The organism is Aquirufa sp. OSTEICH-129A, from assembly GCF_054558355.1.
Genome location: NZ_JBPXKC010000007.1, coordinates 102026 through 128377, shown reverse-complemented (window position 1 = coordinate 128377; position 26352 = coordinate 102026). Strand labels below are relative to the sequence as shown.

Genomic DNA, 26352 nt, shown 5'->3' with positions numbered 1-26352 from the left:
CAGTAGCGGTATATGTACCATTGCTATTATCTGTAACCGAACCAATGGTACCTGAACCAGATGAGTTGGTGATGGTGACAGTAGCACCGCCAGCAGTTAAATTATTTCCATTGGCATCTTTAGCAGTTACGGTTAAAACTTGAGTAGTAGAACCGTCCGCCACGATACTAGCCGAAGTAGGAGTTAAGGTAGAAATGGCAGCATCCGCAGCACCAGCCACAACAGTGAACGCATTAGAATCACCTAATTTACTAGCTACATTAGTTGATGTACCAGAACCTGTAGCAGTTAAAACCACACCCGTTTCAGCTTTGGTATAAGTAACACCCGAGATGGTTACGCTACTTCCACCGCTCAGTATCGTTCCGGTTAATGTTCCACCTAATGTTCCGCTACCTGTTTTTAAACTTAAAGTTACGGTACCATCAGCTGTTGCATTTACTGGGTTTCCATTTACGTCTGTTAGGGTTACAATAACATTAAAAGTAGCACCAGCGGTTTTCGTACCTATATTAGTAATGACTAATTTATTTGCCGCACCTTCTGAATAAGTGATGGTGGATTGCGTTTGACTAGCTGTACCATTTTTTACAGGCGATCCACCTAAGGTAGCCACAAATACGCCTGTACCTGTTGATGTAGGAGAAGTAACTGTAGCAGTATATACTCCACTTCCTGCATGTGATACAGATCCGATGGTACCTGTTCCCGATAATTGAGTAATGGTAACTACATCTCCACCAGTACCTCGGTTATTACCGTAAGCATCTTTAGCCGTTACAGATAAAACCTGGGTTGAAGTTCCATTGGCTGTGATATTGGCAACGGTTGGAGTTAATGTTGAAGCTGCAGCATCTACTGCACCTACTGTTACCGCAATATCATCTGTTGCGTCGGTAATTCCCGCTCCAGCATCTGCTGGAGTAGCATCTGACATAGTTACGGTATAACTACCTACCGTGGTTTTCTCAAACCAGAAATTGACTGTTGAGGATCCATCGGTAAAGTTAATGCTGGTTATAACGTTTCCTCCACTAGCGGCATCATAGAATACACCACTTCCTGTAGAAGTTAAATAAGCTGTTTGACTACCAGTTGTATATGGCAAAGAAGCGGCATCTAATCGAGTACCGACATAGGCTGCTCTTGTTCCTGCTGTAATATCCGCAGGACTATTTAATGAAAAGCTGGTAGCGCCAGACGATTCTCCAATAAAGAAATTAGAGAATGAATTAAAGTTCTGGCCTTGAACAGTCTTTGTTGTACCATCTGTTCTAACATGTCCACCTGGCGCTTTCCATGAGCCAGAATTCTTACGGACAATCATATTGGATAAACTAGCTGATCCCGCGATATCCGCACCTGGGAAGCCTAAGGTAATATGATAGGTAGTGAAGCCATTGGCTGTTGCACCACTACCATCTGTAACTCTCCATTTCCTTTTCACATATTTGTCTGAACGAATACCAGAACCGCTTATTTCAGCATTATCTGCTAATGAATTGGTGGATGATTCAATGGTCAAGTCGGTGGAAGCGGCGCTTCTACCAACAAAATCTAAGGTTACTGGCGCGTAAGCTGTGGCATCTCCAATAGGGAAAGAAAAAGAAGGATCTGTTTGCTTCGGTATAACTTTTGAAATGATTCCCTGTACATAACGGGCATCCGAAGCACCCGATATACTTGCGTCGATAGGAAGGATAATTTTTTTGTTATTACCCATAACTACTCGACCTGCCACTAAGTTTAGCGTATTACTGATGGTTAAATCAGATGGGATGGTCAGTGTAGTTCCACCTGTTACATTGACTTTCAATTCCTTCAAATTTTGACCTCCTGAATCAAAGTCTAAGCTTGGGCTTCCGCTGGTAGTATTAACATGTAAAGTAGATAAGCTAGTTCCTTTTAATTTTCCACCGCTTAATGCATTAACCGTTTCATTTAATGTTAACGTATTATTATCTCCAATGGAGAATGATCCACTTTTTAAATAAAAGTCTTTGGAAATGGTCACATTACCATGCATGCTTTGACCAGTGTAGGAGTTATCCCATTCAAAGTTTAGGAAGGTTTGATCAAATCCACTGGATAAAGAGGTTGAACTCAGACCTGTAATTTTAGTAAGGGCTCCAGCTGTTTGAGTTGTCCATAGGGCTTTCGGAATAGATCCTCCATCTCTGGCATGCCAATAGGTTCCTCCGTGGAAATTAGGTAAATATCCGCTACCAGATTCATTGGTATTGGTAAATGTACCCCCTGAGTTTTTAAAGGTACCATGCGTATGAATATTGTATTCACCATCAATACCCGAATGGTGATTTAAGGTCAATGTTCCACTTGTTGTTAAGTCAAAAGTACCATCAATAATTAAACTGTATAAAGAAACAGATTGGCTTAAGGTAGTGGTAATACCTGTTGGAATTTTGACGATATCATATTTATCATAAATGTATTTTATGCCAACTGTATCCGCAAACGAGGTTCCGCCATCGGATGAAATAGCCCAAGTTACGGCATTCCAGTTACCGGTTGTTTTCGGCGAATATATCTTACCTTCTGTAATAGTAAATGCAGCACTAGTTCCTGTACTTAAACTAGGACCACCAACCGTATACTTAGCGGCTTTAATCGTCGCATTGTTATTTATGGTATAAGGGGTGGTAGTTTTATCAATAGTTGATACTTTATAACGAACATACGTGATATCAGTAAAATAATTTCCATTACTGATGGTCGCTTGGATTGGCGTCGATTGAACTACATTGGAAGAATTGGTTCTTTCAATACCATCAGATGTTCTATCGGTAGCACCAATAAATAAGCTTAACTGAACTCCAATATCTGAAGGAGCTGGAGAGAAATTACCATAAGCATCGACTAAATTAACCCGTACAATATTGTTGTTAATTCCTAAGATTCCCACGGCAGGGGTAATGTCTGTCACGGTAATCGCAGATGGCGTATTCGGAGAAATAATGAAGGTGCTTGAAATGGCTTCGGTTAACGAACCACTTGTAGCTTTTAACTTGTAGGTAGAAGCACTTGATTTATTGATGGATATACCTGTAAATGTGGCTTCACCTGCTACGGCTGCTTGAGTCAAGGTTCCAGAAAGTGTTCCAGAAGCTGGATTGGTATCAATCGATAAAGTAATATTATCTGTTGCCGTAGTTGGGTTTCCAGCGGCATCTAAAATTTGAACTTTAATGGCTGGACTAATGCTGTTACCTGCTAAAGCATTACTTGGCTGTACACTAAATGCTAATTTGGCAGCACCTGAAGTCGTAATATTGAATGTGCTAGATGTCGCACCTGTTAAACCTGAACTTGTCGCCGATAACGTATAACCAGTGGCCGCATTATTAATCGATAAATCACTAAAGGTGGCTACACCTGCAACGGCTGCTACTGTTTTAGTTCCAGATAATGTACCTGATCCTGCATTGGTTCCAAAATCAATGGTTACGTTGGCAGTAGAACTAGTTAAGTTACCATTGGCATCTTCAATTCTTACCTTGATAGCTGGGTTGATGGATGCTAATGCAGCGGTATTACTTGGTTGAACTTGGAAAGTTAGTTTAGCTGCAGGCCCAACAGTATAAGTAATGACACTATGAAACATAGCTCCTGTTCCATTTTCTACAGGATTTCCACCAATGCTTGCCTCAAATTCTCCAGTACCAACTGTTGTTGGGGAAGTAACAGTAGCAGTATAAGTTCCATCACCTACATTACTTACTGATCCTACTGTACCTGTACCTATATGTCGTGTAATGGTTACTGTTGCACCACCTACGCCGACATTGTTTCCATAAGCATCTTTAGCTGTTACAGTTAATACTTGAGTAGATGAACCATTAGCAGTGATACTAGCCGTTGATGGGCTCAGGGTAGATTTAGAGGCATTGACAGCGCCTGGTGTAATATTAAATGTAGAAGAAGTAGCTGCAGTAAGCGCACCACTAGTAGCTCCTAAAGTATATCCAATACCTGCTTTATCGATGGATAAGCTACTGAAAGTAGCTACACCAGCCACAGCACTGACCGTAGCAGTACCTGATAATGTACCAGAAGATGGATTAGTACCTATGGCTAAAGTTACACCAGCAGTAGATGTAGTTAAGTTACCATTGGCATCTTCAATACGCACGGTGATGTCAGGAGAAATACCTGCTCCAGCCACGGCGTTAGAAGGTTGAACACCGAATGTTAATTTAGAAGCGGTACCTACTACGGTTGTAATGGTTGGCGAAGTACCCGTATTAGTCGAAGTAGTTGCCGTTACAGTTGTCGCTGTACCTGCCACAGTATGCGTAGTAAATACAATGGTGGCAATACCGCTACCATTGGTATTTGAAGTAGCTGTAGCAAAGCTACCATTACCATTGGACTTAGTCCAAGTAACAGTTTGTCCAGAAGTGCTTACTGGGTTGTCATTAGCATCAGCTAATTGAGCAGAAATGGTTACTGTTCCACCAGCGGTAGGCGAGTAAGAACTCGATGTTACTAAATATTTAGCTCCATCACCTGCAGTGATATTGAAAGTATTGGAAGTAGCAGCAGTAAGCGCACCACTTGTCGCCCCTAAAGTATATCCAGTACCTGCTTTATTGATGGACAAGCCTGTGAAAGTAGCTACACCAGATACAGCACTAACCGTAGCAGTTCCTGATAGTGTACCCGAAGATGGATTAGTACCAATAGCTAAAGTTACACTAGCAGTAGATGAAGTTAAGTTACCATTGGCATCTTCAATACGCACGGTGATGTCAGGAGAAATACCTGCTCCAGCCACAGCGTTAGAAGGTTGAACCCCGAATATTAATTTAGAAGCCGTTCCTGCAGTGATATTGAAAGTATTGGAAGTAGCAGCCGTAAGCGCACCACTTGTAGCTCCTAAAGTATATCCAGTACCTGCTTTATTGATGGACAAGCCTGTGAAAGTAGCCACACCAGATACAGCACTAACCGTAGCAGTTCCTGATAGTGTACCCGAAGATGGATTAGTACCAATAGCTAAAGTTACACTAGCAGTAGATGAAGTTAAGTTACCATTGGCATCTTCAATACGCACGGTGATGTCAGGCGAAATAGAAGCTGCAGCAACTGCATTCGAAGGTTGAACACCAAATGTTAATTTGGAAGCCGTACCTGCAGTGATATTGAAAGTATTGGAAGTAGCAGCTGTAAGCGCACCACTAGTCGCCCCTAAAGTATATCCAGTACCTGCTTTATTGATGGACAAGCCAGTGAAAGTAGCCACACCAGCCACAGCACTAACAGTAGCGGTACCTGATAATGTACCCGAAGATGGATTAGTACCTATGGCTAAAGTTACACTAGCTGTTGATGTAGTTAAGTTACCATTGGCATCTTCAATACGCACGGTGATGTCAGGAGAAATAGCTGCTCCAGCCACGGCGTTAGAAGGTTGAACCCCAAAAGTTAATTTAGAAGCGGCACCTACTACGGTTGTAATGGTTGGCGATGTACCCGTATTAGTCGAAGTCGTTGCCGTTACAGTTGTCGCTGTACCTGCCACAGTATGCGTAGTAAATACAATGGTAGCAATACCGCTACCATTGGTATTTGAAGTAGCTGTAGCAAAGCTACCATTACCATTGGACTTAGTCCAAGTAACAGTTTGTCCAGAAGTGCTTACTGGGTTGTCATTAGCATCAGCTAATTGAGCAGAAATGGTTACTGTTCCACCAGCGGTAGGCGAGTAAGAACTCGATGTTACTAAATATTTAGCTCCATCACCTGCAGTGATATTGAAAGTATTGGAAGTAGCAGCCGTAAGCGCACCACTTGTAGCTCCTAAAGTATATCCAGTACCTGCTTTATTGATGGACAAGCCTGTGAAAGTAGCCACACCAGATACAGCACTAACCGTAGCAGTTCCTGATAGTGTACCCGAAGATGGATTAGTACCAATAGCTAAAGTTACACTAGCAGTAGATGAAGTTAAGTTACCATTGGCATCTTCAATACGCACGGTGATGTCAGGCGAAATAGAAGCTGCAGCAACTGCATTCGAAGGTTGAACCCCGAATGTTAATTTAGAAGCTGTTCCTGCAGTGATATTGAAAGTATTGGAAGTAGCAGCTGTAAGCGCACCACTAGTCGCCCCTAAAGTATATCCAGTACCTGCTTTATTGATGGACAAGCCAGTAAACGTAGCCACACCAGCCACAGCACTGACCGTAGCAGTTCCTGATAGTGTACCCGAAGATGGATTAGTACCAATAGCTAAAGTTACACTAGCAGTAGATGAAGTTAAGTTACCGTTGGCATCTTCAATACGCACGGTGATGTCAGGAGAAATAGAAGCTGCAGCCACGGCATTAGAAGGTTGAACCCCAAATGTTAATTTGGAAGCCGTTCCTGCTGTGATATTGAAAGTATTGGAAGTAGCAGCTGTAAGCGCACCACTAGTCGCCCCTAAAGTATATCCAGTACCTGCTTTATTGATGGACAAGCCAGTGAAAGTAGCCACACCAGCCACAGCACTAACAGTAGCGGTACCTGATAATGTACCCGAAGATGGATTAGTACCTATGGCTAAAGTTACACTAGCTGTTGATGTAGTTAAGTTACCATTGGCATCTTCAATACGCACGGTGATGTCAGGCGAAATAGAAGCTGCAGCAACTGCATTCGAAGGTTGAACACCGAATGTTAATTTGGAAGCCGTTCCTGCAGTGATATTGAAAGTATTGGAAGTAGCAGCTGTAAGCGCACCACTAGTCGCCCCTAAAGTATATCCAGTACCTGCTTTATTGATGGACAAGCCAGTGAAAGTAGCCACACCAGCCACAGCACTAACAGTAGCGGTACCTGATAATGTACCCGAAGATGGATTAGTACCTATGGCTAAAGTTACACTAGCTGTTGATGTAGTTAAGTTACCATTGGCATCTTCAATACGCACGGTGATGTCAGGCGAAATAGAAGCTGCAGCAACTGCATTCGAAGGTTGAACCCCGAATGTTAATTTAGAAGCCGTTCCTGCAGTGATATTGAAAGTATTGGAAGTAGCAGCAGTAAGCGCACCACTTGTAGCTCCTAAAGTATATCCAGTACCTGCTTTATTGATGGACAAGCCAGTAAACGTAGCCACACCAGCCACAGCACTGACCGTAGCAGTACCTGATAGTGTACCCGAAGATGGATTAGTACCTATGGCTAAAGTTACACTAGCAGTAGATGAAGTTAAGTTACCGTTGGCATCTTCAATACGCACGGTGATGTCAGGAGAAATAGAAGCTGCAGCCACGGCATTAGAAGGTTGAACCCCAAATGTTAATTTGGAAGCCGTTCCTGCTGTGATATTGAAAGTATTGGAAGTAGCAGCTGTAAGCGCACCACTAGTCGCCCCTAAAGTATATCCAGTACCTGCTTTATTGATGGACAAGCCAGTAAACGTAGCCACACCAGCCACAGCACTAACAGTAGCGGTACCTGATAGTGTACCCGAAGAAGGATTAGTGCCAATGGCTAAAGTTACACTAGCAGTAGATGAAGTCAAGTTACCATTGGCATCTTCAATACGCACGGTGATGTCAGGCGAAATAGAAGCTGCAGCAACTGCATTCGAAGGTTGAACACCGAATGTTAATTTAGAAGCCGTTCCTGCAGTGATATTGAAAGTATTAGAAGTAGCAGCCGTAAGCGCACCACTTGTAGCTCCTATAGTATATCCAGTACCTGCTTTATCAATTGATAAATCATTAAAGGTGGCTATACCATTTACAGCACTTCTTGTTACTGTTCCTGATAAGGTACCTGATCCTGGATTGGTACCAATGGCTAAGGTTACGCTATTGGTAGCTGTTGATATTAAGTTGCCAGATGCATCCTCTATTCTAACGGTTACATTGGACATGGTGGCAGCGGCCGTTGTATTGGCGGGTTGTGTACCAAATGATAGTTTAGATGGTGTCGCTGCTACGATATTAAATGTATTGGAAGTAGCAGATGTTAGCGAGCCACTAGTAGCCACAAGGGTATATCCCGTTCCAATATTATTTATGCTAATATTGGAGAATGTTGCCTCTCCCGCTACTGCTGCTTGCGTCAATGTACCAGAAAGTGTTCCTGATGCTGGATTAGTTCCAATGGCTAGGGTTACATTGGCGGTTGAGTTGACCAAGTTTCCATTAGCATCTTCAATTCGAACTTTTATAGCAGGAGATATAGAGGATGTAGGTGTTGCATTACTTGGCTGTACCGAATAACTAAGTTTACTCGCAGCGCCTGCATTTACTACCGTACTTGCGCCCGTATTGGCAGTTAATGAAGCTGCTTGGTCTGTTGCGGTTACTGTTTGGTTGCCAGCTGTTTTAAAAGTTAAGGCAAATTGTCTAGTTCCACTTACCAAAGCGGCACTACTAGGTAGCGTGGCTTGAGCATCGGATGAAGTGATGACGGCCGTTGGAGTAGCTGAACTTACCACGTTCCAATAGGCATCCACCGCGTTGACGGTGAAGTTCAATGAAGTACCAGCAGTTTGGGCTGTTGGACTACCTGTTTTACCAGTGGCTGTTCCGGGAGCAGCTGTTTCACCAGGCATTAGTACTTGTAGTTTATTTACCGTTCCAGCAGTCACTAATGTAGTGGCACCCGTATTTGCTGTAAGCGGACTACTTCCAGCCTGATCAGTTGCTGTAACTGTTTGATTTCCCGCAGTACGGAATGAAACCGTGTAGGTTCCAGTTCCAGATACTAAGGCAGCATTGGCCGGATGTGTATCATTGGCATCACTGGTGGTTATGGCTACTGTTGGTGTCGAGGAGGTAACTCTATTCCACCAAGCATCCACGGCATTAACGGTAACAGTGGTATTTGATCCTGCAACCTGGTTGGTAGGTGTACCCGTTTTACCGGTCGCTGATCCTGGATCTGCTGTTTCACCGGGCATTAATACTTGTAATTTAGCCACAGGTCCTACTACGAAACCTACAGATGCATTATTGGATAAAATGGTTTCAAAACCAGATGCAACAACCGTTGCCCGGTAATAAATGGTTTGTGGGGCAACCGTACTTGTTACAGTGAATGTGGCAACACCAAGTGCGTCCGTTGTGGCACTGGCTGGACTAATGGTTGACTTAGTTGTTGGAACCAACAATCCAGAATCTGAAAATTGACTTATTGTTACAGTAGCACCAGCGATGGCAGCATTACTGGAGTTTTTTGCAGTAACCGTTAACGTGGATGTCGTGGTGTTATTGGCAACCACTCCTGTGGAAGGACTCGCTGCGATGGTTGAGTTACCAGTTGTTGGGGTATTAGCTACGGCAAAGTTGTCCAAGGTTGTTCCCACTGGACCACTATTTCCAGAAATTTGACTGGTAGATGTATAAGCATTTGTGGTGGCATTGACTAATAATACAACTACATAACCTGCACCTGATGTAGTGGTACCAGAACTATATTGATCAAAAAATACCGAGTTTGGGCTACCACTTTGGTCACGCCAAGACATAACTCCTCCTACAACGGCACTTGTAGAACCTCCTGGTAAAATGTAGGAGAAATTTACAACAGTATTTGAACCTCCACCCGTAGTTCCAGAAAAGTTACAGTTAGATCCCCCACCTGTACAAACTGTTTCAAAACGGAAATTTGATCCACTCACCTTGGCTCCATTAATGGTTACTTTATTAGAACCAATGGTGGCAGGCCAAATTGTTTGGGTTACCAAAGCGGCTTCTTCAACCTGTAGCGTTTTTCCATAAACTAGTATACGGTTATAGTCATCTCGTATTTTTGCTCCTTCAATTTCTATTTTGGACAAATTATAGCCCATTTCTTGAGCAGCAAATAAAGCTCCTTCATCTCCAGGGCTATCTATTTCACCATTCAAATAATGGTCAATACCATGTCCATATTCTTGTAATAGTAGCCCTACTATTTGGTTATCATCTGCTTTGGGGTAGTAAAATGGCGCTAATTTGGCAACATATTCTTGGTTAAAGAAGATGATGGGTTTTCCTGTAGGACCGTGGTTAGCATAGGCTGCCATGGCACCGTTTATGACTGACCAGTTCAATAATTGGACTGGTATATTAAAACCTTTATTTAAAACGGCATTACGTAGTTCTTCGGCTTTGGCGGCAAAAGCTAAATCAGCTTTGGTACGATTTCCTGGAAAATAAGAAAACAATAATTCTTGATAATTGGCTTTTTGGAAAAGCTGAATCAATATTTTGTTTACTTCTTTATTGGCTTGGATAATGCGTAGCTCTTCTGGGCTAATGGCTTCACCTGGGGCTTTATCAAAAAAGACCAGCCCTTCCTGATTTTCTATCGCTTTGCTTACAGTAGGCTTATCTCGGAAGTCAGGGTATTTAAGTAATTCAGATGAGGGGTTCGCAAAGGACGTGTTGGCTGCCAATACAGACAGGCAAACTAGCACCATCACGTTAAGTTGGGTAATTAACTGTTTCAATGTAGGGAAATAAGTAGTGTGAAATACTTTCATGATTTTTTGGAGAACACAGATTGTTTAATCTAATAAATTGAATAGCTATTGTTCCAAGGGGTTTTATTCCTCAGAAAAATTAACAGAAGTCAAAAAATAAGTTGAATTCGTATGATTTTCCTTACCAGATATGGTCAGTGCATCACAAAGACTTTGCAGCCAAGTAGAAGATTTTTTCATATATAATTTAGGAACAGAATACAGCTTCTCAAAGAATTTATTTTTCTCTTTGAGATTATAATTCAAACAAAACTAATAATTCCATTTGGAATGTAGAAATAATCTGAAATCACATTTGTACTCAATTTTAAATTCTGAACAAATGAAATGCTCTAGAAGCCCCATGAGCGGATTTTGAAAAATGGCCTAAAAATAGCCACTGAGACAATCTTAGAAAAATTCAATTTTTGAGAAAACCTGAAAAATTGCCCTAATTTAAATTTGGAAACAGGATTTGCTTTGTTTGATATGAAATTAAGCCCCAAGAAGAGGTGAATTATGGCCAATATTGGTTCAGAATGGTCTATTTTTCAGATTTAATTCATTAAATAATGAAGCTATTTTAGCGAATTATACCAATTAATGCATCAAAATTAAGTCATTTTTAGGTAGAATGACTTTGCTATAAGGGTGGAATGATACAATATTGCCTATTTTTTTTCAGGCTTTTTAATGGCAATACTGAGTGTATCTACTGGCCATTTCCCACTCCATCCTTGGTCTATCAAGAGCTTAGGTAATTTTAATTGAAGCAATTTGATGCCTTTATCGCTGACCTTACTTTGCCACAAGTAAATTTTTCGTAAAGATCGCATTTTTGATAAATCCCCAATGGCGGCATCATTGATGGAAGTACCTACTAGGTTCAAAGTTTCTAAATGAGGAAGTGAGCTTAGGTAAGCCATACCTCTTGGGCTAATCTGTGTACGATCTATATGTAAATGAATTAGCCGGGGATAAGAACTTATTTGTTGGAGAAATGCATCGGTAATTTTGGTTCCTCCTAATTTTAGTGAAACTACTTGTTCTTTGATTCCTTCCAGGTCCTGTAATTCTTTATCACCAATTTGTTTGGCATTGATGGCATTGACCTCCAAGAATGATTTTTCAGCACTGAGTGCCATGACCAGTAAATGATGCTTTCTTAATTTTTCTATGTCGGCATCAGAAGCTGCTGGGATATTGTCTTGTAAGACTGGAGAAACATAGGTCTCTTGACTTTTATTCGCTTGGGTATATTTGCTTAATATGGTTTTGATTCGAGCATCAAAAGGAATCTCAGCTATCTTTTTATTGAAATGTGCCCCTTCCTTAACCCACCATTGTAATAAACTAATTTCATCTTCAGTTAGGTTAACTTTCCCTTTCGGCGGCATGTGGTCCTCATGAGAAGGATCCAATAAGACTCGCTTAATCAGATCACTCTCTTCTGGTTTTCCTGCTAGTAATATGGCGCCATTGGCTCCTCCTTTTAAAAGGTATTCAGGACTATCCATCCGTAGCTTCCCTTTTTGCTTTTCAGCATTATGGCATGACCAGCATTTCTGTTTGAGGGTAGGTTGAATTAAATCTTGATAGATCAATGCTTCCTGTAGGTTCTTGATTTTAATAGGCTGTTCATTACTGGGCTTTGCTTTTTCCTCCTTGGGAGCTATGCCAAACCACGCCCGCATGGGTTGAGGTAAGTAGGTACTCAAATAATCCGAACCATGGGTTAGATTTCCTCCTAAGTGACCAGTAGCCACGACTAAGATAAATGCAATCATTAATCCAGGTTTGAAAAAGCGAGACATTACTGCATCCTGAGACCAATACTGTGCCATGTAGGCAAGTGCTACTGAGCTAACAGCTAGACTTATTCCTAGCCATTGATGTAAAAACAGGGTATACACATCGTATTCGCCGGCCAAAGAGAGGCTCCAGCCCATGGCACATGAAATACTTGCGGTGATTCCAGTACTCAATAAAATCGGGGCGATGGACTTTTGTCTGGAAACTTCCTCTTTTTTGGAAAATACATATAAAATCATTCCCATGAGGAGCATACCGATAGGTAAATGCACCAACATGGGATGAAAATGACCAAAAAATAGAATCCAATCTGGAGTTAGCTCCGAGTCCAACACAAGCACCATATTAGCCGATACGTTCCAATTTAATAGGGTAAGTCTTTTGAGATGCCCATTGTGCTACATAGATATTATGATCAGAATCGGCATAAACATCATGAGGATGAATGAATACCTTATTCTCGTCATCTTTGTGCTGTCTTTGTAAAACACCATTTTTATAAATAGGCTCTGAACCTCCAGGGGTAGAGACTACTTTCATGTCTTTATCCAAAATCTGTACATAACCAGATCCCGGCCAATTGCCATCTCCACTGCGGAAACATGCGGCTACAATATGATCTCCATGTAAGTTAGGGCGGCATACAAAGGAACCCGGTAAATGGTAACGAGTAATGAATTTTCCGTCTAAGGTGAATCGTTTTAAGCTATTATTCACACGGTCTGTCACTAAGAGCGTCCAATTTTTAGGATCTCGTGTATCCACTAAAACACCATGGCAGCAATTGAATAAATTATCATCATAGTCGTTTGTCTTTCCTCCAAAATGACGAATGTATTTTCCCTTTGCATCATATTGAATAATATAATTTGCTCCATAACCATCAGCTACGTAGATATCCCCATTCTTAGGATTAACCGCCGTTTCCGTTGGGACGAATTGATGCGGATGGTCATAGACCCCCGTTTCTTTAGGATATTCGATTTTGAAAATTTCCTTACCTTTTAAATCTGTTTTGATGACCTGATGGCGAGTGTTATCGCAAATCAATAAAAACTGTTCTCCACCTTCATTTAAAATAGTTAAACCATGTGCTCCCGGATAGGTATGTCCCCAAGAGTCTAATAACTTTCCTGATTTATCATAAATCAAAACATTGTTTTTGGTTTCATTGGTTAATAAAAACAAACGACCCTTGGCGTCTTCCACCATTTCATGGCAGTCGTTAACAGGGTTTTTGCCAGCATCTAGGATCCCCCAGTTGGGAATGACCTTAAATTTAAAATTGTTGTGACCTATCACGATTTCGCCAGGTTTTGGGGCAATTTTTTTCATAGTATTTGAGGTTGATAAGAGGCTACCGCCAACTAAAACGGAGCTAGTTTTTAAAAAATCTCTGCGTTGAATGGACTTGTTCATAGGTATTTTAAGAGGTTGATTAGTATTAAGGTTTATTGACACTTTCATCTAGGTTAAATAATACATTGCTGACAAGGGTTCGAGCAATTAAAGCAGGAGCCTCTTGCGGCATGGTATTATCTGGACAAAGATGTAAAAATTCTCGACACTTACCTTGGTCTTTTTGGTAGATAGGAAGTACCTGTTGATAAAAATTCACCAAATATTTCTTTTTTGCCGAACTGATTTCCTTACCAAAAAGTTGATAAAATGCCTTCTCAATGAATTTCTCCTCATCTTGTTTCGGAAATTTTCTAGCAAAGAATAAAGCACATTCCATAAAAACAGGGTCATTTAAGGTGTTAAGTGCCTGCATCGGGGTATTGGTTCGGATTCGTCTAGATAAACAAATATCACGAGTTCCTGCATCAAAAGTAACCTGTGTGGGATAAGGACTGCTACGTCGCCAATAGGTATACAGGGAACGTCGCCATTGATCTTCCCCATCACTTTTAGTCCATTTCATGCCACTGTACGGAGCATTCCATATTCCTTCTGGTTGCTCCGGCATGACACTTGGGCCACCTACTTTAGAGGATAATAATCCTGACCACAATAAGGCCTGATCGCGAAGCTGCTCAGGGCTCAAGCGGATTCTAGGTCCATGGCTCAAATAGCGGTTGTTCGGATCCTTTTCTATGGACTCTTTAGTATGTTCGGAGCTTTGCTGGTACGTAGCAGACATGACCACGTATTTGATAAATTCTTTGGGCTTATATTGAAAGGTAAATTGAAATTGGTAAGCTAAAAAATCCAATAGGTCTTGGTGACTGGCAGAAAGGCCCTGACTTCCTAAATCCTCTAAAGTTTCCACTAGGCCCGTGCCAAACAGTTGTTCCCAAAAACGATTTACCGCCACTCGCGCGGTGAGAGGATTCTGTGGACTACTCATCCATTGAGCTAATTCCAATCGATTTCGGACAGGTTTATTGTATTGCTTGGCAAATAAATGAGGGATAGATCGCTCTACGTATTTACCTGGTACCAACCAGCTTCCCCTTTCGAATACGGGGGTCTTGCGGGTATATTCCTCTGGATTTTCTAATAAGATAGGTGTTGTGCCATCAGGTTGCGTACTGATTAATCGTTTAACTGTTGATAAAAAGTTCGTGTTTTTTAAAGCTTCCGGTGTTTTGGGTAATAACATCCAATATGCAATGACGGCCGTATTTTGATCTGCTTGGCAGGTTTTATTGCTAAATGACCAATATAAATCTTGTTTTCCTTCCAAGGCAGGTAGGGTGAAAAAGGCATAAGTCCAGCCATGTGCCCAATTACCTTTTTTCAGGCCTTCTTTTTCGGATAAAGTGGTATCTAGTTTTATTTGGCTAATCACCTTACCCTGTAATGAGCCCTGCCGAATCACTAATTGAGACGGAGCCTCATTGGTATTTTTATAGGCAATTAACATTTCTGTTTTGCCATTCATCGGTACGGCTTTAAATCGGACTGATCCACCCGGACGGACAGCTAAATACTTATTGTCTTGTAGGGCACCATTGACAAATTCATCGGCCCAATGAGGATGTATTTTGGGTTCAACAAATTGAATACTTCGTTTCCAAGTTTGATGGTCCTTTGGATACTTGGCTTGGATAAATTGTAATAAGGAATCAACACGCTGTTGATCGGATGATTTGAAATGTCGATAATAGGGAGATTCGTCGGGAACATCTTCATCTCTGGTATTATTAAAATATGCCATGTATTGGTAATATTCCTCATGGCGGATTGGGTCATAAGGGTGTGAATGGCATTGAACGCAAGAAAAACTCGTTCCTTGAAGTGCCTCCCAGGTGGTATTTACCCGGTCTAGGATGGCCGCCACCCTGAATTCTTCATCCTCTGTTCCGCCTTCATCATTATTCGCTGTATTTCGATGAAAGGCAGTTGCAACGTATTGACTTTCTTTGGGATTGGGTAATAAATCACCAGCTAATTGTTCTGTAATGAATTGGTCATAAGCTTTGTTCTGATTAAAGGATTCAATGACATAATCACGGTATCTCCAGATACTTCGTTTGTCGTCTTTTTCATATCCTTTGGTATCCGCATATCTGGCCAAATCCATCCACATACTGGCCCATTTTTCTCCAAATCTGGGGGAATTCAATAATTCATCCACCTTTTTTTCATAAGCATCTTTGGAATCATTTTTTTCGAATGCCCTGTATTCTGCTTCTGTGGGGCTAAGTCCAGTTAAATCTAAACTTAACCGCCTTAGTAAGTCGGCCTTCTCAGCCTTAGACTGATGGCCCAGTCCCATTTCTGATTGCTTAGCTCCTACAAAATGGTCTATTTCATTTTCCTCCCATCCGGCATTGATGCCTATCCATGAAAGAGCTTGTTTCCACCAAGAGCTGTAAGGGACGGATGGTTTTTTTATGGGTTGATAGGCCCAATGATCCCCCCATTGAGCACCTTCTTTGACCCATTGGGTTAAAATATCGATTTCTTTTTGAGACAAAGCAGGCCTTTTATAAGGCATTTTTTCTTCTGGATCCTTCAAGGTCAAACGACGAATGAAGCTCGATTTTTCAGGATGCCCAGGGATAATAGCCGCAGCATTGTATTTTGTTTTCCCTAAAGCCTCTTCTCTGAACAAAAGACTGAAACCGCCTTGTTTTTTGACTCCACCATGGCAGCTTATGCAGTTTTTATTTAAGATGGGTTTTACTTGGGTATTATAATCAATGCGTGTATCATTTCCCCAAAACGGCTTGACGACAAAAAAGCCTACAATACTTATAATGGAGATAATGATGAGGTTTTTCATGCCAAAATAGGATCAATTACTTTGCCAAAAACATCGGTTAACCGGAAATTACGGCCTTGAAATGGATAGGTGAATTCCTCATGGTTAAAACCTAAACATTGGAGTATGGTAGCCTGTAAATCATAAACCGAAGTTTTTCCCGAAATGGTTGAATAGCCTAAATCATCCGTTTCACCATAAGAAACGCCAGGTTTGATCCCTCCTCCTGCTAACCACATAGTAAAGGCTTCTGTATGATGGTCTCTTCCAAAGTAAGCGAGTTGTTTTCCCTCTCTATTTTCTTGCATGGGGGTTCGACCAAACTCTCCTCCCCAAACAACTAAGGTTTCATCCAATAAACCACGCTGCTCCAAATCCAATAATAGCGCAGTGGATGCTTTATCTATTTGTCGGCATTTTTGATGTAAACCATAATCCACAGAACCATCTAATCCCGTTCCATGGGTATCCCAACCCCAGTCGAACAGTTGCACAAAGCGCACCCCTTGCTCCACCAGCTTTCTAGCCAATAAACAGTTATTGGCAAAAGATTCTTTTCCTGGTTCGGTGCCGTACATTTCATGGATATAGGCAGGTTCTTTATTGATATCCATCACCTCGGGTACGGAGCTTTGCATTTTATAGGCCATTTCGTACTGGGCAATGCGGGCTACGGTTTCGGGGTCACCAAATTCTTGGTAAGTTTCTTGGTTGATTTGGTTGATGGTTTCAATACTTGCTTTTCGAACATCAGCATTGATACCTTGAGGGTTTTGAATAAATAGGATGGGTTCTCCCTCTGAGCGACATTGCACGCCTTGGTAAATGGAGGGTAAAAATCCACTTCCCCAGGCTGATTTTCCAGCGTCCGGATTTTTTCCACCGGAGGCCAATACCACGAATCCAGGTAGATTTTGATTTTCTGTTCCAAGGCCATAACTCACCCATGAACCCATGCTGGGTCTGCCTAGGCGAGCTGATCCTGTATGCATTAAAAGTTGTGCTGGGGCATGGTTAAACTGGTCAGTATGCATCCCTTTTAGGAAGCTTACACGATCTGCTTGACTAGCTAAATGTGGAAGGTAGTCTGAAATCCAGTGCCCAGCTTGTCCTCTTTGTTCGAAATGAGCTTTGGGGCCAAGTAAATTAGGCACTCCGCGAATGAAGGCGAATTTCTTGCCAGCCAATAATTCTTGCGGACATTCTTTACCATCAAATTTGGCCAAACTTGGCTTGTAATCAAATAACTCAAGCTGGGACGGAGCCCCTGCCATGTGTAAAAAAATGACCGACTTGGCTTTACCTAGTTTTGGGGAACTTTTTGCGGCCAAGGGAGAAGCAAATTGCTTACCTGTATCGGAACTACAATTGGTCAAAAAACTACCAAGAGCCAAAGAGCCAAGTCCTGTACCCAGACTACTTAAAAAGTGCCTTCTTGTAGCTAGTTGGGCCTCTCGTTGGATAGCTTCTTGTATAATTTTGTTCATGACCTTAATCCATTATAGCTCGTCCTTTTGTTTCTGGTAAATAAATAGCCCCAATGATAACTGTAAGTGCAGCTAGCGTGATGGGATAAAATATGCCAGAGAAATTGGAATGTGTTATGGCACCTAACCAAGTAGCCACAAAGGGAGCACAACCCCCAAATACCCCGTTGGCAAAATGGTAAGGAATTGATAGAGAAGTATAGCGAATTTTAGTAGGGAATAATTCAACTAAAAAAGCGGCAATAGGTCCATAGGCCATAGCCGCAAAGGTGACCAACAAGATGCATATGAATGCTAATTTGACTGTTCCTGTGGTAGTTAATAAATAGACTCCATCCACCAAGGTTCCTTCTTGCGCCACGATATCAGACATCCAAGCAAACAAAGGATAATAGCTTATGGCTGCCAAGGCCATTCCGCCTAGCATGATTTTTTTTCTACCAATACGGTCGGATAAACTTCCAAAAACCACAAAGAGGGGAGTACCTACGACCAAAGATGCCGCTATAATTAAATTGGTGGTCGTGAAATCGACCATCAAAATTTTATTAATGAAAATTTGAGCATAGAATTGACCCGTATGCCAAACGACCCCTTGTCCAACAATAGCCCCAAACATAGCAATCAGCATCAATCGACGATTGGACTTGCTAGCAAATGCTTCTCTTAATGGGTTTTCAGATAGACGGCCTTCTTTTTTCAGTCGGGCAAAAAGAGGGGATTCATGCATATTTCTACGAATGAAGTAGGAAACGATGACCAAAATTCCTGATAGAGCAAAGGGAATACGCCAGCCCCAAGCTTTGAATTCTACATCTCCCATGATTTTTTGGCAAATCAAAATAACGATGATGGAAACAAAGAAACCTAAAGTAGCCGTAGTTTGAATATAGGCCGTGTATTTACCACGATGCGCATCAGGGGCATATTCGGCTACATAGGTAGCAGCACCTCCGTATTCTCCACCTAGTGCTAGCCCTTGAATAATCCTTAATAAAAGTAATATGGCCGGTGCTATAATTCCAATATCTGAATAACTTGGAATAAAGGCTATGGCAAAGGTGGAACCACCCATTAAAATCAGGGTTAATAAAAATGTATATTTTCTTCCTATCCGATCGCCTAGTCGACCGAATATGATACCACCAAACGGCCTAGCTACAAAACCTGCCCCAAAAGCAGCCAATGTGGAGATAAAGGCAGCAGTAGGATCATCTTTTGGGAAAAAGGAAAGAGAGATGATGGCTGAAAGGCTACCAAAAATATAGAAATCATACCATTCAATGACGGTTCCAACGGAGGAGGCGATGATTACTTGCCAAAGTTTCTTTACGGGAATCTTATTATTATCGAATTCAGGATTCGAAGTAGTCATATAACTAAAGGTTTAGAAAATATGAAATTAACAACATTGCCTTGAAAATCCTAATCTAAAAAGAACTCTCCGCCTAAGGCTGGCAAGGTTTCAAACCTTGACAGCCTTTAGGCTTGAAAACGATTTTTCACACAAAAAAATTATATATTTGAAATACTTACCAATATACTGATAACTTGAATAATTCTGTTTCTATAAAAGATATAGCTAAGAAGTTTAAATGTGCGCCATCTACTATCTCGCGGGCATTGAATGATCATCCTGCTATTAATATTGAAACGAGGAAAACCATTCAAGAATATGCACTAAAGGTCGGTTATCAAAAAAATACCCTTTCGCTTAGTTTGTTGAATAATTGTTCCATGACCTTGGGACTTGTTTTGCCATCAATTACCCACTATCATGAGTCTTCCATATTGGAAGGAATGGAAGAAATTCTACTGAAATCAGGTTATTTGTTGAATATCTGCGTAAGTAACGAGTCGCACACTATTGAAAAAGAATATATAGATCGATTATTGGCCAATCGGGTAGATGGCTTGTTTATTTCCATGGCCCAGGAAAGTTATGACCAACAATTGGGTGAGCATATTGATCGGGTCATTCAAAGGTCATTGCCTGTGATTTTTATTGATCGCCCTAATCATGGTGTGGCTTCGGACCGCGTAGTGACAGATGACTACCAAGGGGCTTATATGGCCACCCAACATTTGATTGACATGGGCTGTCAGCGCATTGCTCATTTGCATGGTCCTTCAGGAATTAGTGTGTCTCAACAGCGTTTTATGGGGTACCAAGATTGTTTGAAGGCACATGGACGACAAGTGGATGTAGACCTGATTGAATATGTTCACTTTTCGGCGGAAAGTGCCATTGAGGCAACCCGATATTTAATGCAGGGGACAATCAAGCCGGATGCCATTTTTGGGGTGAATGATGAAGTATGTATAGCGGCGATGTATGTATTGAGGGAAATGGGTATAGCTGTTCCAGAAGAAGTAGCCATTGTTGGATTTGATGATATTCCACTTGCTTCCTTTGGTCATCCTCCTCTGAGTTCTGTTTCCAGACAAAGTAGAAAGATAGGAGAAGAAGCTGCCAAATTGTTTTTATCCAAAAAAGATCAAAAGCTAGATCCGGTTACTATTTCTCTGGATCCCAAGTTAATCATTCGGGAATCCTCCCTTCGATCCTAGTTTTTGTTAACAATACCTTAATATGGTATTTATGGAGTAATCACCATTGCATTCTACTTTTACGGGATTGTAATAGCCATATGGCCTCAAATGCAAACGTTTGCGTAAAAATTTGTGAAGATATTACAATTATTAATCGGTAAATTTCAAAAATTTTTAAACCCAAAAATTACCATTTCAAAAAATCAATTCATGAAAAAACAATTACACGATCCATTATGGTGTGCTTTGTTACGAAATGCAAGTACTCGGATAGTACTATTTTTTGTAGCCAGTATCATCATGCTTGGGACATTCGATTTGAATGCACAAGCGGGTAAACAAATTAAAGGTCGATTGTTTGATGCCACTACCAAAGAGGCACTCATCGGCGGTAACGTAATTCTTAAGGGTACAACCAAAGGAGTAAGCACGGATGTAAATGGTGCATTTACTATTTCAATACCAAATGACAACGCGGTATTGGTAGTTCGCTACCTTGGTTATGCTACTCAAGAAGTAAGCGTAGGTTCTAAATCATCATTAGAAATTGCCATGGTGGCCAATGCCGCTGACTTGGCACAGGTAGTTGTGGTAGGTTATGGTACACAAAACAAGCGTGATGTAACTGGTTCTGTTAAGTCGGTTCAAAGCGCAGCCTTTAATAAAGGTATCATTAACTCTCCAGAGCAATTATTACAGGGTAAAGTGGCTGGTGTTAATGTTACCTCTGCTACGGGTGAGCCAGGTGGTAATCAAGGAATTACGATTCGTGGACCAGGAGGTATTCGTACTGGAAGTACTCCATTATTTGTCATTGATGGTTTAGCTTTGGATAATTCAAGTACAGGTGGAGGAAATCCATTGAACTTCTTGAATCCTCAGGACATTGAAACGATTGACGTGTTAAAAGATGCATCTGCCACAGCTATTTATGGTGCTCGTGGTGCCAATGGTGTAGTTTTAATTACTACTAAAAAGGGTAAGGCGGGTGTTTCAACTTTGAATTTCAGCTCTAGTTTAGCTGTTTCAAACATCGCTCGTGCATTACCTGTTTTATCAGCATCTGAATTCCGTAAACAAGTAGTAGCCAATGGCGGTAACTTGGAAGATTTCGGAGGAAATACAGATTGGCAAAAAGAAGTTACACGTCAGGCTTTAACTCAAAACTATAACTTGAGTTTGGGTGGTGGAGCCAATAAGCTTTCTTACTATGCTTCTTTTGGAGCACAAACTCAAGAAGGTATATTGAAAAATAACCAATTAGATCGTTACACAGGTCGTATCAATGTGACTCAGAAGTTTTGGGAGGATCGTTTGGTTGTTGATGCTAATTTAAACGTGACCAATACTAATAATGAGCGTCCATCCATTGAAGGATTGTTAGGAACAGCCATTGCGAACAACCCGACACTCCCTGCTTATGCGGCAGATGGATCTTTGGCTCGTTATGCCACAGCTTCTAACCCTTTGTTAGGATTGACTTTGTTTAAAGACATTACAACCATCAACCGTACGATTGCTAGCATTTCACCATCCTTGAAAATTGTGAAAGGCTTAGTGTATCGTTTGAACTTTGGTTTGGATAATTCAACCTCAACGCGTGATATTCAATCTTTAGGTAGTAACATTCCAAAACAAGATGGTCGTTTAGATTCATATTTAGCTAATAATAACAACCGTTTGGTTGAGAACTATTTGACGTATACCTATGACAACGGAGATCATAATTTCTCTGCTTTGGTAGGTCATTCATATCAAAAAATTAAAGTTCAATACCGTAACTGGAGTATCAATAAATTCCCTGCGGATTTGCCAATTGACCCAATCTATAACCCAGGTGTAGGTCAAGAATTAACGATGGCAACGAATAAACCAGGTGGTTCAGCATTTATCAATGAGTTACAATCTTATTTTGGTCGTTTTAACTACCAATATAAAGATAAGTACTTGGTGACAGCCACTGTTCGTGCTGACGGTTCATCTAAATTTGGTGCTAATAACAAATACGGTGTGTTTCCTTCCTTCTCTTTAGGATGGAGAATTTCTGAAGAAGCTTTCTTGAAGAATACCGATATCAGCAACTTGAAATTACGTGCAGGTTGGGGACAAACAGGTAACCAAGAGATACCTTCGAAAATTACACAGCCTTTGTTTACTTCGACCATCTCTGGAACAACTTCTTATCCTTTGGATAATACTTCAACTTTCCCATCAGGAATTACCTATTCTCGTTTAGCTAATCCAGATATTCAATGGGAGGTTTCAACGCAAAGTAACATTGGTTTGGATTTTGCATTCGGAAATGGAGCATTCTCTGGATCGATAGATTATTTCAACAAAGTTTCTAACAACATGTTATTGGAAGTAATTCCTTCAGATCCTGTTCAACCTGCTTCATCAGTTTGGGCAAACGTGAAAGATATGAAAATCAATAACAGTGGTTTAGAATTGGATTTGGAATATAAAGGAACGACTGAAACTGGTTGGAAATATAGTTTAGGTGGTAACTTGACTTTGATTAAAAACGAAGTTGTAGGCTCACCTTACACAGTAATACCTTCAGGTTCTGCCTCTGGTTCAGGTTTGACATCAGCTACCATCAATGGTTATATCAATGGACAGCCTATCGGTACATTCTTCTTGAAAGAATTTACTGGATATGATGACAAAGGTATGAGTGTTTACCGTGATGTGGATGGTGATGGAATTGTAACAGATAAAGATCGTATTGCAGCAGGAACAGCCTTGCCATCAACACAGTATAACTTCTTTGGAAATTTAGCTTACAAAGGATTTGACTTGTCTTTACAATTCAACGGAGTTGCTGGAAATAAAATTTATGATAATACAGCCAACTCGAATTTCTATAAGTTGAAAATTGCGAAAAACTCCAATACAACGCCGGCAGCATTTGCTGATTCAAGAGAATCGAACAGTAATGCAGCTCCTGTGTCTACTCGTTTCTTAAAAGATGGCGGTTTCTTACGTTTGAACAACGCTACTTTGGGATACACGTTTGACACACAAAAACTAGGAATTAGTAAGTGGGTTTCAACTTTACGCTTATCTGTAACAGGACAAAACTTATGGATTGCTACCAATTACGATGGATTTGATCCAGAGGTAAATAAAGATAGCTCTATGAACGGAGTATTATCTTATGGAATTGACTACTTAAGCTATCCAAAAGCTAAATCTGTCATCTTCGGCTTAAATCTTACATTTTAATCGTTAAACAAAAATGAAAAAGATAGGAAAAATAACCATAGTTCTTTTTGGTATGATGGCTTTTTATAGCTGTACCAATTTGAATGAAATCATTTTAGATGAGTATAATGCTACTAAAGTGACCGATAAACAGGCGGCTGATGGAATTTTGGCGCCAGCTTATGCTTTATTGCCTAGTATTTACCAGCATACCAATTTGTTTGCCTTAACTGAAATTTCAACAGATGAGGCTATCCTTCCATATCGTGGAGGTACAGACTGGGGTGATAATGGTATCTATTTGTCTTTACACCGTCACCAAACGACGAGTACAGATCCTAACGTAAGAAATACTTGGAACCTTATTTTACAAGGAATTTCTCGCTCGGTTACAGCCATTAATTCCTTAAAGGTGAACAAAGATGCCTCATCTACGCTTTACATTGCTGAAGCTCGTGGTATGCGTGCATTCTACAATTTATTGATGTTGGATTTATTTGGTGTTGCTTTTCAAAAGGAAGATTTGGGAGATGTTTCTACCATTTTGAGAACGGATAAGGCAGTGGAATATATTCGTACTGAATTATTAGCTATTGAGCCAATTGTAGAAACAACGACAGGTCCGGGTCGTATTACTAAAGGAGCTGTTTGGGGTTTATTAGCCAAATTGCACCTAAATGCAGCTGCTTACCGTGATCCTTATGGAGCTACGTTAAACCATTCAGCAGCTGATATGGATAAAGTGATTGAATATACAACTAAGATTATTAGTTCTGGTCAGTATGCCTTATCAGCAGATTATTTTGCAATTTTTGGTAATGATAATCACTCCAATAAGGAATTGGTTTTTGCAGTAGATCAACGTGCTGAATTGAATGGTCATAACCGTATGGCTTATTTCTCTTTAGCTAATGACCAGCGTCCTCTACCTGCTTATCCAGCAGCTAATGGTACAGATGGTCCTGCCATTACTCCAGATTTTTATCGTTCATGGGTAAATGCTTATGGAAATGTTGATCCAGCTGATGCAGATCCTCGTTTTTATAGAAGAAATGTAGACCCTAAAGTTGAGTGTGTGGATGGTAATTCATATAATATTGACCGTGGTATTTTAAGAGGTCAACAATATGGCTTGGTTTTTCAAAGCGGAGCCTTTGTGAAATGTCCAGATGGTAAATTTAAAGTAGGTCCATTGTATAATACGCGTGGTAAAGCACCTTATCCTTTAGTTATTCATACAGAGACAGTGAACTTTACCACTGCAGGTAGTGATTACAGCACAGGCTATCGCGTGGAGAAATATGAATTCTCCAAGAAGTCTTCTTCTGGACGTAACTTTGGTGAGGCAGATATCGTGATTATTCGTTTAGCTGATGCTTACTTAATGCGTGCAGAAGCTAAATTACGTAAGTCAGATGCAGCAGGTGCCTTGGTAGATGTTAATGCTGTGCGTGCAGCACGTACCAAGCCAGCTCCAGCTTTAACAAGTATTGATTTAAATACTTTACTTCGTGAGCGTGGTTTTGAATTCTATTGGGAGAATCAACGTAGAACGGATTTAATTCGTTTTGGTAAATATGAAGATTCTTGGACAGAGAAAAATAATACGGATAAAAACATGCGTTTGTTCCCTATTCCTCAAACTGCGATAGATGGAGCATCTAACTTAACGGGTTATTTAAAACAAAATCCGGGATACTAAATCTGTTTTTTTGCCTAACGCTGTCAAGGTTTTAAACCTTGACAGCGTTGGTAAAAATCCCCCAAAATCCCCTCTAAACCTATTCAACTACTTGATAAAAAATGAATAGGTTCTCTTTTTTGAGAATACATTCGTTGATTTAATTATTTATAAAGGGACTGAATCAAATCAGCCCCTTTTTTTTGTATTTCTTCTTGAAAAATCAATATTCTGATTAATTTTGTTTTCGTATCATTTTGATTGAGTAAACGGATACTTTAAAGAACTTATTAACCCATAAAATTATGCTTACAAGAAGAGATGCTATCTCACAAATAGCTGTGATGTTAGGGGGTGCAATTACCGCTCCGACATTAATGGCTATGGAAGCGAAACACCTTGGCAAGGCTAACTTGGCTGAATCATTTAGCTTGTCGGAGACTCAAAGGAAAATAGTGGCTGCCGTATCAGAACACATTATTCCTAAAACGTCCACCCCAGGAGCTATTGAAGCTGGAGTTCCTGCATTTATTGAATTAATGTTAACTGATTGCTATAAATTGGCTGAGCAAAGAAGCTTTCTAAAAGGGGTTTCTGATTTAGACAAGGCTGGTTTTTTAAGTCAAAACGCAAGTGGTCAAATAGCCATGCTGAAATTGTTGGAAAGCAACACCAAAGAGCTCATGAGTTCTTATCGTTTGAAACAACAAAAAGTGGGCGATAATGTTGATAAAGAAACCTTGGAAGGAAATAATGGAGTACCATTCTGGAGATTAATCAAAGAGCTAACGCTTTTGGGTTACTTTACTTCTGAAAAAGGAATTACCTCTTCTTTTGAATATGTAACAGTTCCAGGCAAATTTGAACCAACCAAATTGAAGCCGGGCCAAAAAGCATATCAATATTAATCTGATCAAATATCATTACTTAT

At 40.6% G+C, this 26352-nt stretch carries 10 protein-coding genes; 4 read left to right on the top strand and 6 right to left on the bottom strand.

The features are described 5' to 3' along the window. From SKC36_RS12245 to SKC36_RS12220, 6 genes are all read right to left on the bottom strand, one after another. A partial coding sequence (locus SKC36_RS12245) for an invasin domain 3-containing protein (protein ID WP_459466065.1) occupies window positions 1-10489 on the bottom strand: 10489 nt, incomplete at its 3' end. A gap of 650 nt (window positions 10490-11139) precedes the next feature. Continuing rightward, a complete protein-coding gene (locus SKC36_RS12240) occupies window positions 11140-12615 on the bottom strand; it encodes a c-type cytochrome domain-containing protein (RefSeq protein ID WP_459466064.1) in 1476 nt (491 codons plus the stop codon). Between the two features lie 10 nt (window positions 12616-12625). Further along, on the bottom strand, window positions 12626-13699 hold the full coding sequence (locus tag SKC36_RS12235; RefSeq protein ID WP_459466063.1) for an NHL repeat-containing protein: 1074 nt from the start codon (window positions 13697-13699) through the stop codon (window positions 12626-12628). Between the two features lie 25 nt (window positions 13700-13724). Then, window positions 13725-16514, bottom strand: coding sequence for a DUF1553 domain-containing protein (locus SKC36_RS12230; RefSeq protein ID WP_459466062.1), 2790 nt, complete (start codon window positions 16512-16514; stop codon window positions 13725-13727). Continuing rightward, window positions 16511-17980, bottom strand: a complete 1470-nt coding sequence (locus SKC36_RS12225; RefSeq protein WP_459466061.1) for a DUF1501 domain-containing protein — start codon at window positions 17978-17980, stop codon at window positions 16511-16513. Before SKC36_RS12225 ends, SKC36_RS12230 begins: the two co-directional genes overlap by 4 nt. A gap of 4 nt (window positions 17981-17984) precedes the next feature. Then, window positions 17985-19355: an MFS transporter gene (locus SKC36_RS12220; RefSeq protein ID WP_459466060.1), complete on the bottom strand. Its 1371-nt coding sequence runs from the start codon at window positions 19353-19355 to the stop codon at window positions 17985-17987. 176 nt (window positions 19356-19531) lie between these two features. Here SKC36_RS12220 and SKC36_RS12215 point away from each other — a divergent pair, with 176 nt between their 5' ends. The 4 genes from SKC36_RS12215 (at window position 19532) to SKC36_RS12200 (ending at window position 26329) form a co-directional block, all read left to right on the top strand. Then, a complete protein-coding gene (locus SKC36_RS12215) occupies window positions 19532-20551 on the top strand; it encodes a LacI family DNA-binding transcriptional regulator (protein WP_459466059.1) in 1020 nt (339 codons plus the stop codon). 282 nt (window positions 20552-20833) lie between these two features. Continuing rightward, on the top strand, window positions 20834-23761 hold the full coding sequence (locus SKC36_RS12210; RefSeq protein WP_459454986.1) for a SusC/RagA family TonB-linked outer membrane protein: 2928 nt from the start codon (window positions 20834-20836) through the stop codon (window positions 23759-23761). Window positions 23762-23774: 13 nt separating this feature from the next. Beyond that, window positions 23775-25442: a RagB/SusD family nutrient uptake outer membrane protein gene (locus SKC36_RS12205; RefSeq protein ID WP_459454977.1), complete on the top strand. Its 1668-nt coding sequence runs from the start codon at window positions 23775-23777 to the stop codon at window positions 25440-25442. A gap of 284 nt (window positions 25443-25726) precedes the next feature. Then, complete coding sequence (locus SKC36_RS12200; RefSeq protein ID WP_459454976.1) at window positions 25727-26329, top strand: gluconate 2-dehydrogenase subunit 3 family protein; 603 nt, start codon at window positions 25727-25729, stop codon at window positions 26327-26329. Window positions 26330-26352 lie beyond the last annotated feature (23 nt).

Excerpts from the sequence above, each read along its gene's own strand:
- SKC36_RS12225 (WP_459466061.1), bottom strand. The coding sequence starts at position 17,980 with ATGAACAAAATTATACAAGAAGCTATCCAACGAGAGGCCCAACTAGCT.
- SKC36_RS12210 (WP_459454986.1), top strand. The coding sequence starts at position 20,834 with ATGCTTGGGACATTCGATTTGAATGCACAAGCGGGTAAACAAATTAAA.
- SKC36_RS12235 (WP_459466063.1), bottom strand. The coding sequence starts at position 13,699 with ATGAACAAGTCCATTCAACGCAGAGATTTTTTAAAAACTAGCTCCGTT.
- SKC36_RS12230 (WP_459466062.1), bottom strand. The coding sequence starts at position 16,514 with ATGAAAAACCTCATCATTATCTCCATTATAAGTATTGTAGGCTTTTTT.
- SKC36_RS12200 (WP_459454976.1), top strand. The coding sequence starts at position 25,727 with ATGCTTACAAGAAGAGATGCTATCTCACAAATAGCTGTGATGTTAGGG.
- SKC36_RS12205 (WP_459454977.1), top strand. The coding sequence starts at position 23,775 with ATGAAAAAGATAGGAAAAATAACCATAGTTCTTTTTGGTATGATGGCT.
- SKC36_RS12220 (WP_459466060.1), bottom strand. The coding sequence starts at position 19,355 with ATGACTACTTCGAATCCTGAATTCGATAATAATAAGATTCCCGTAAAG.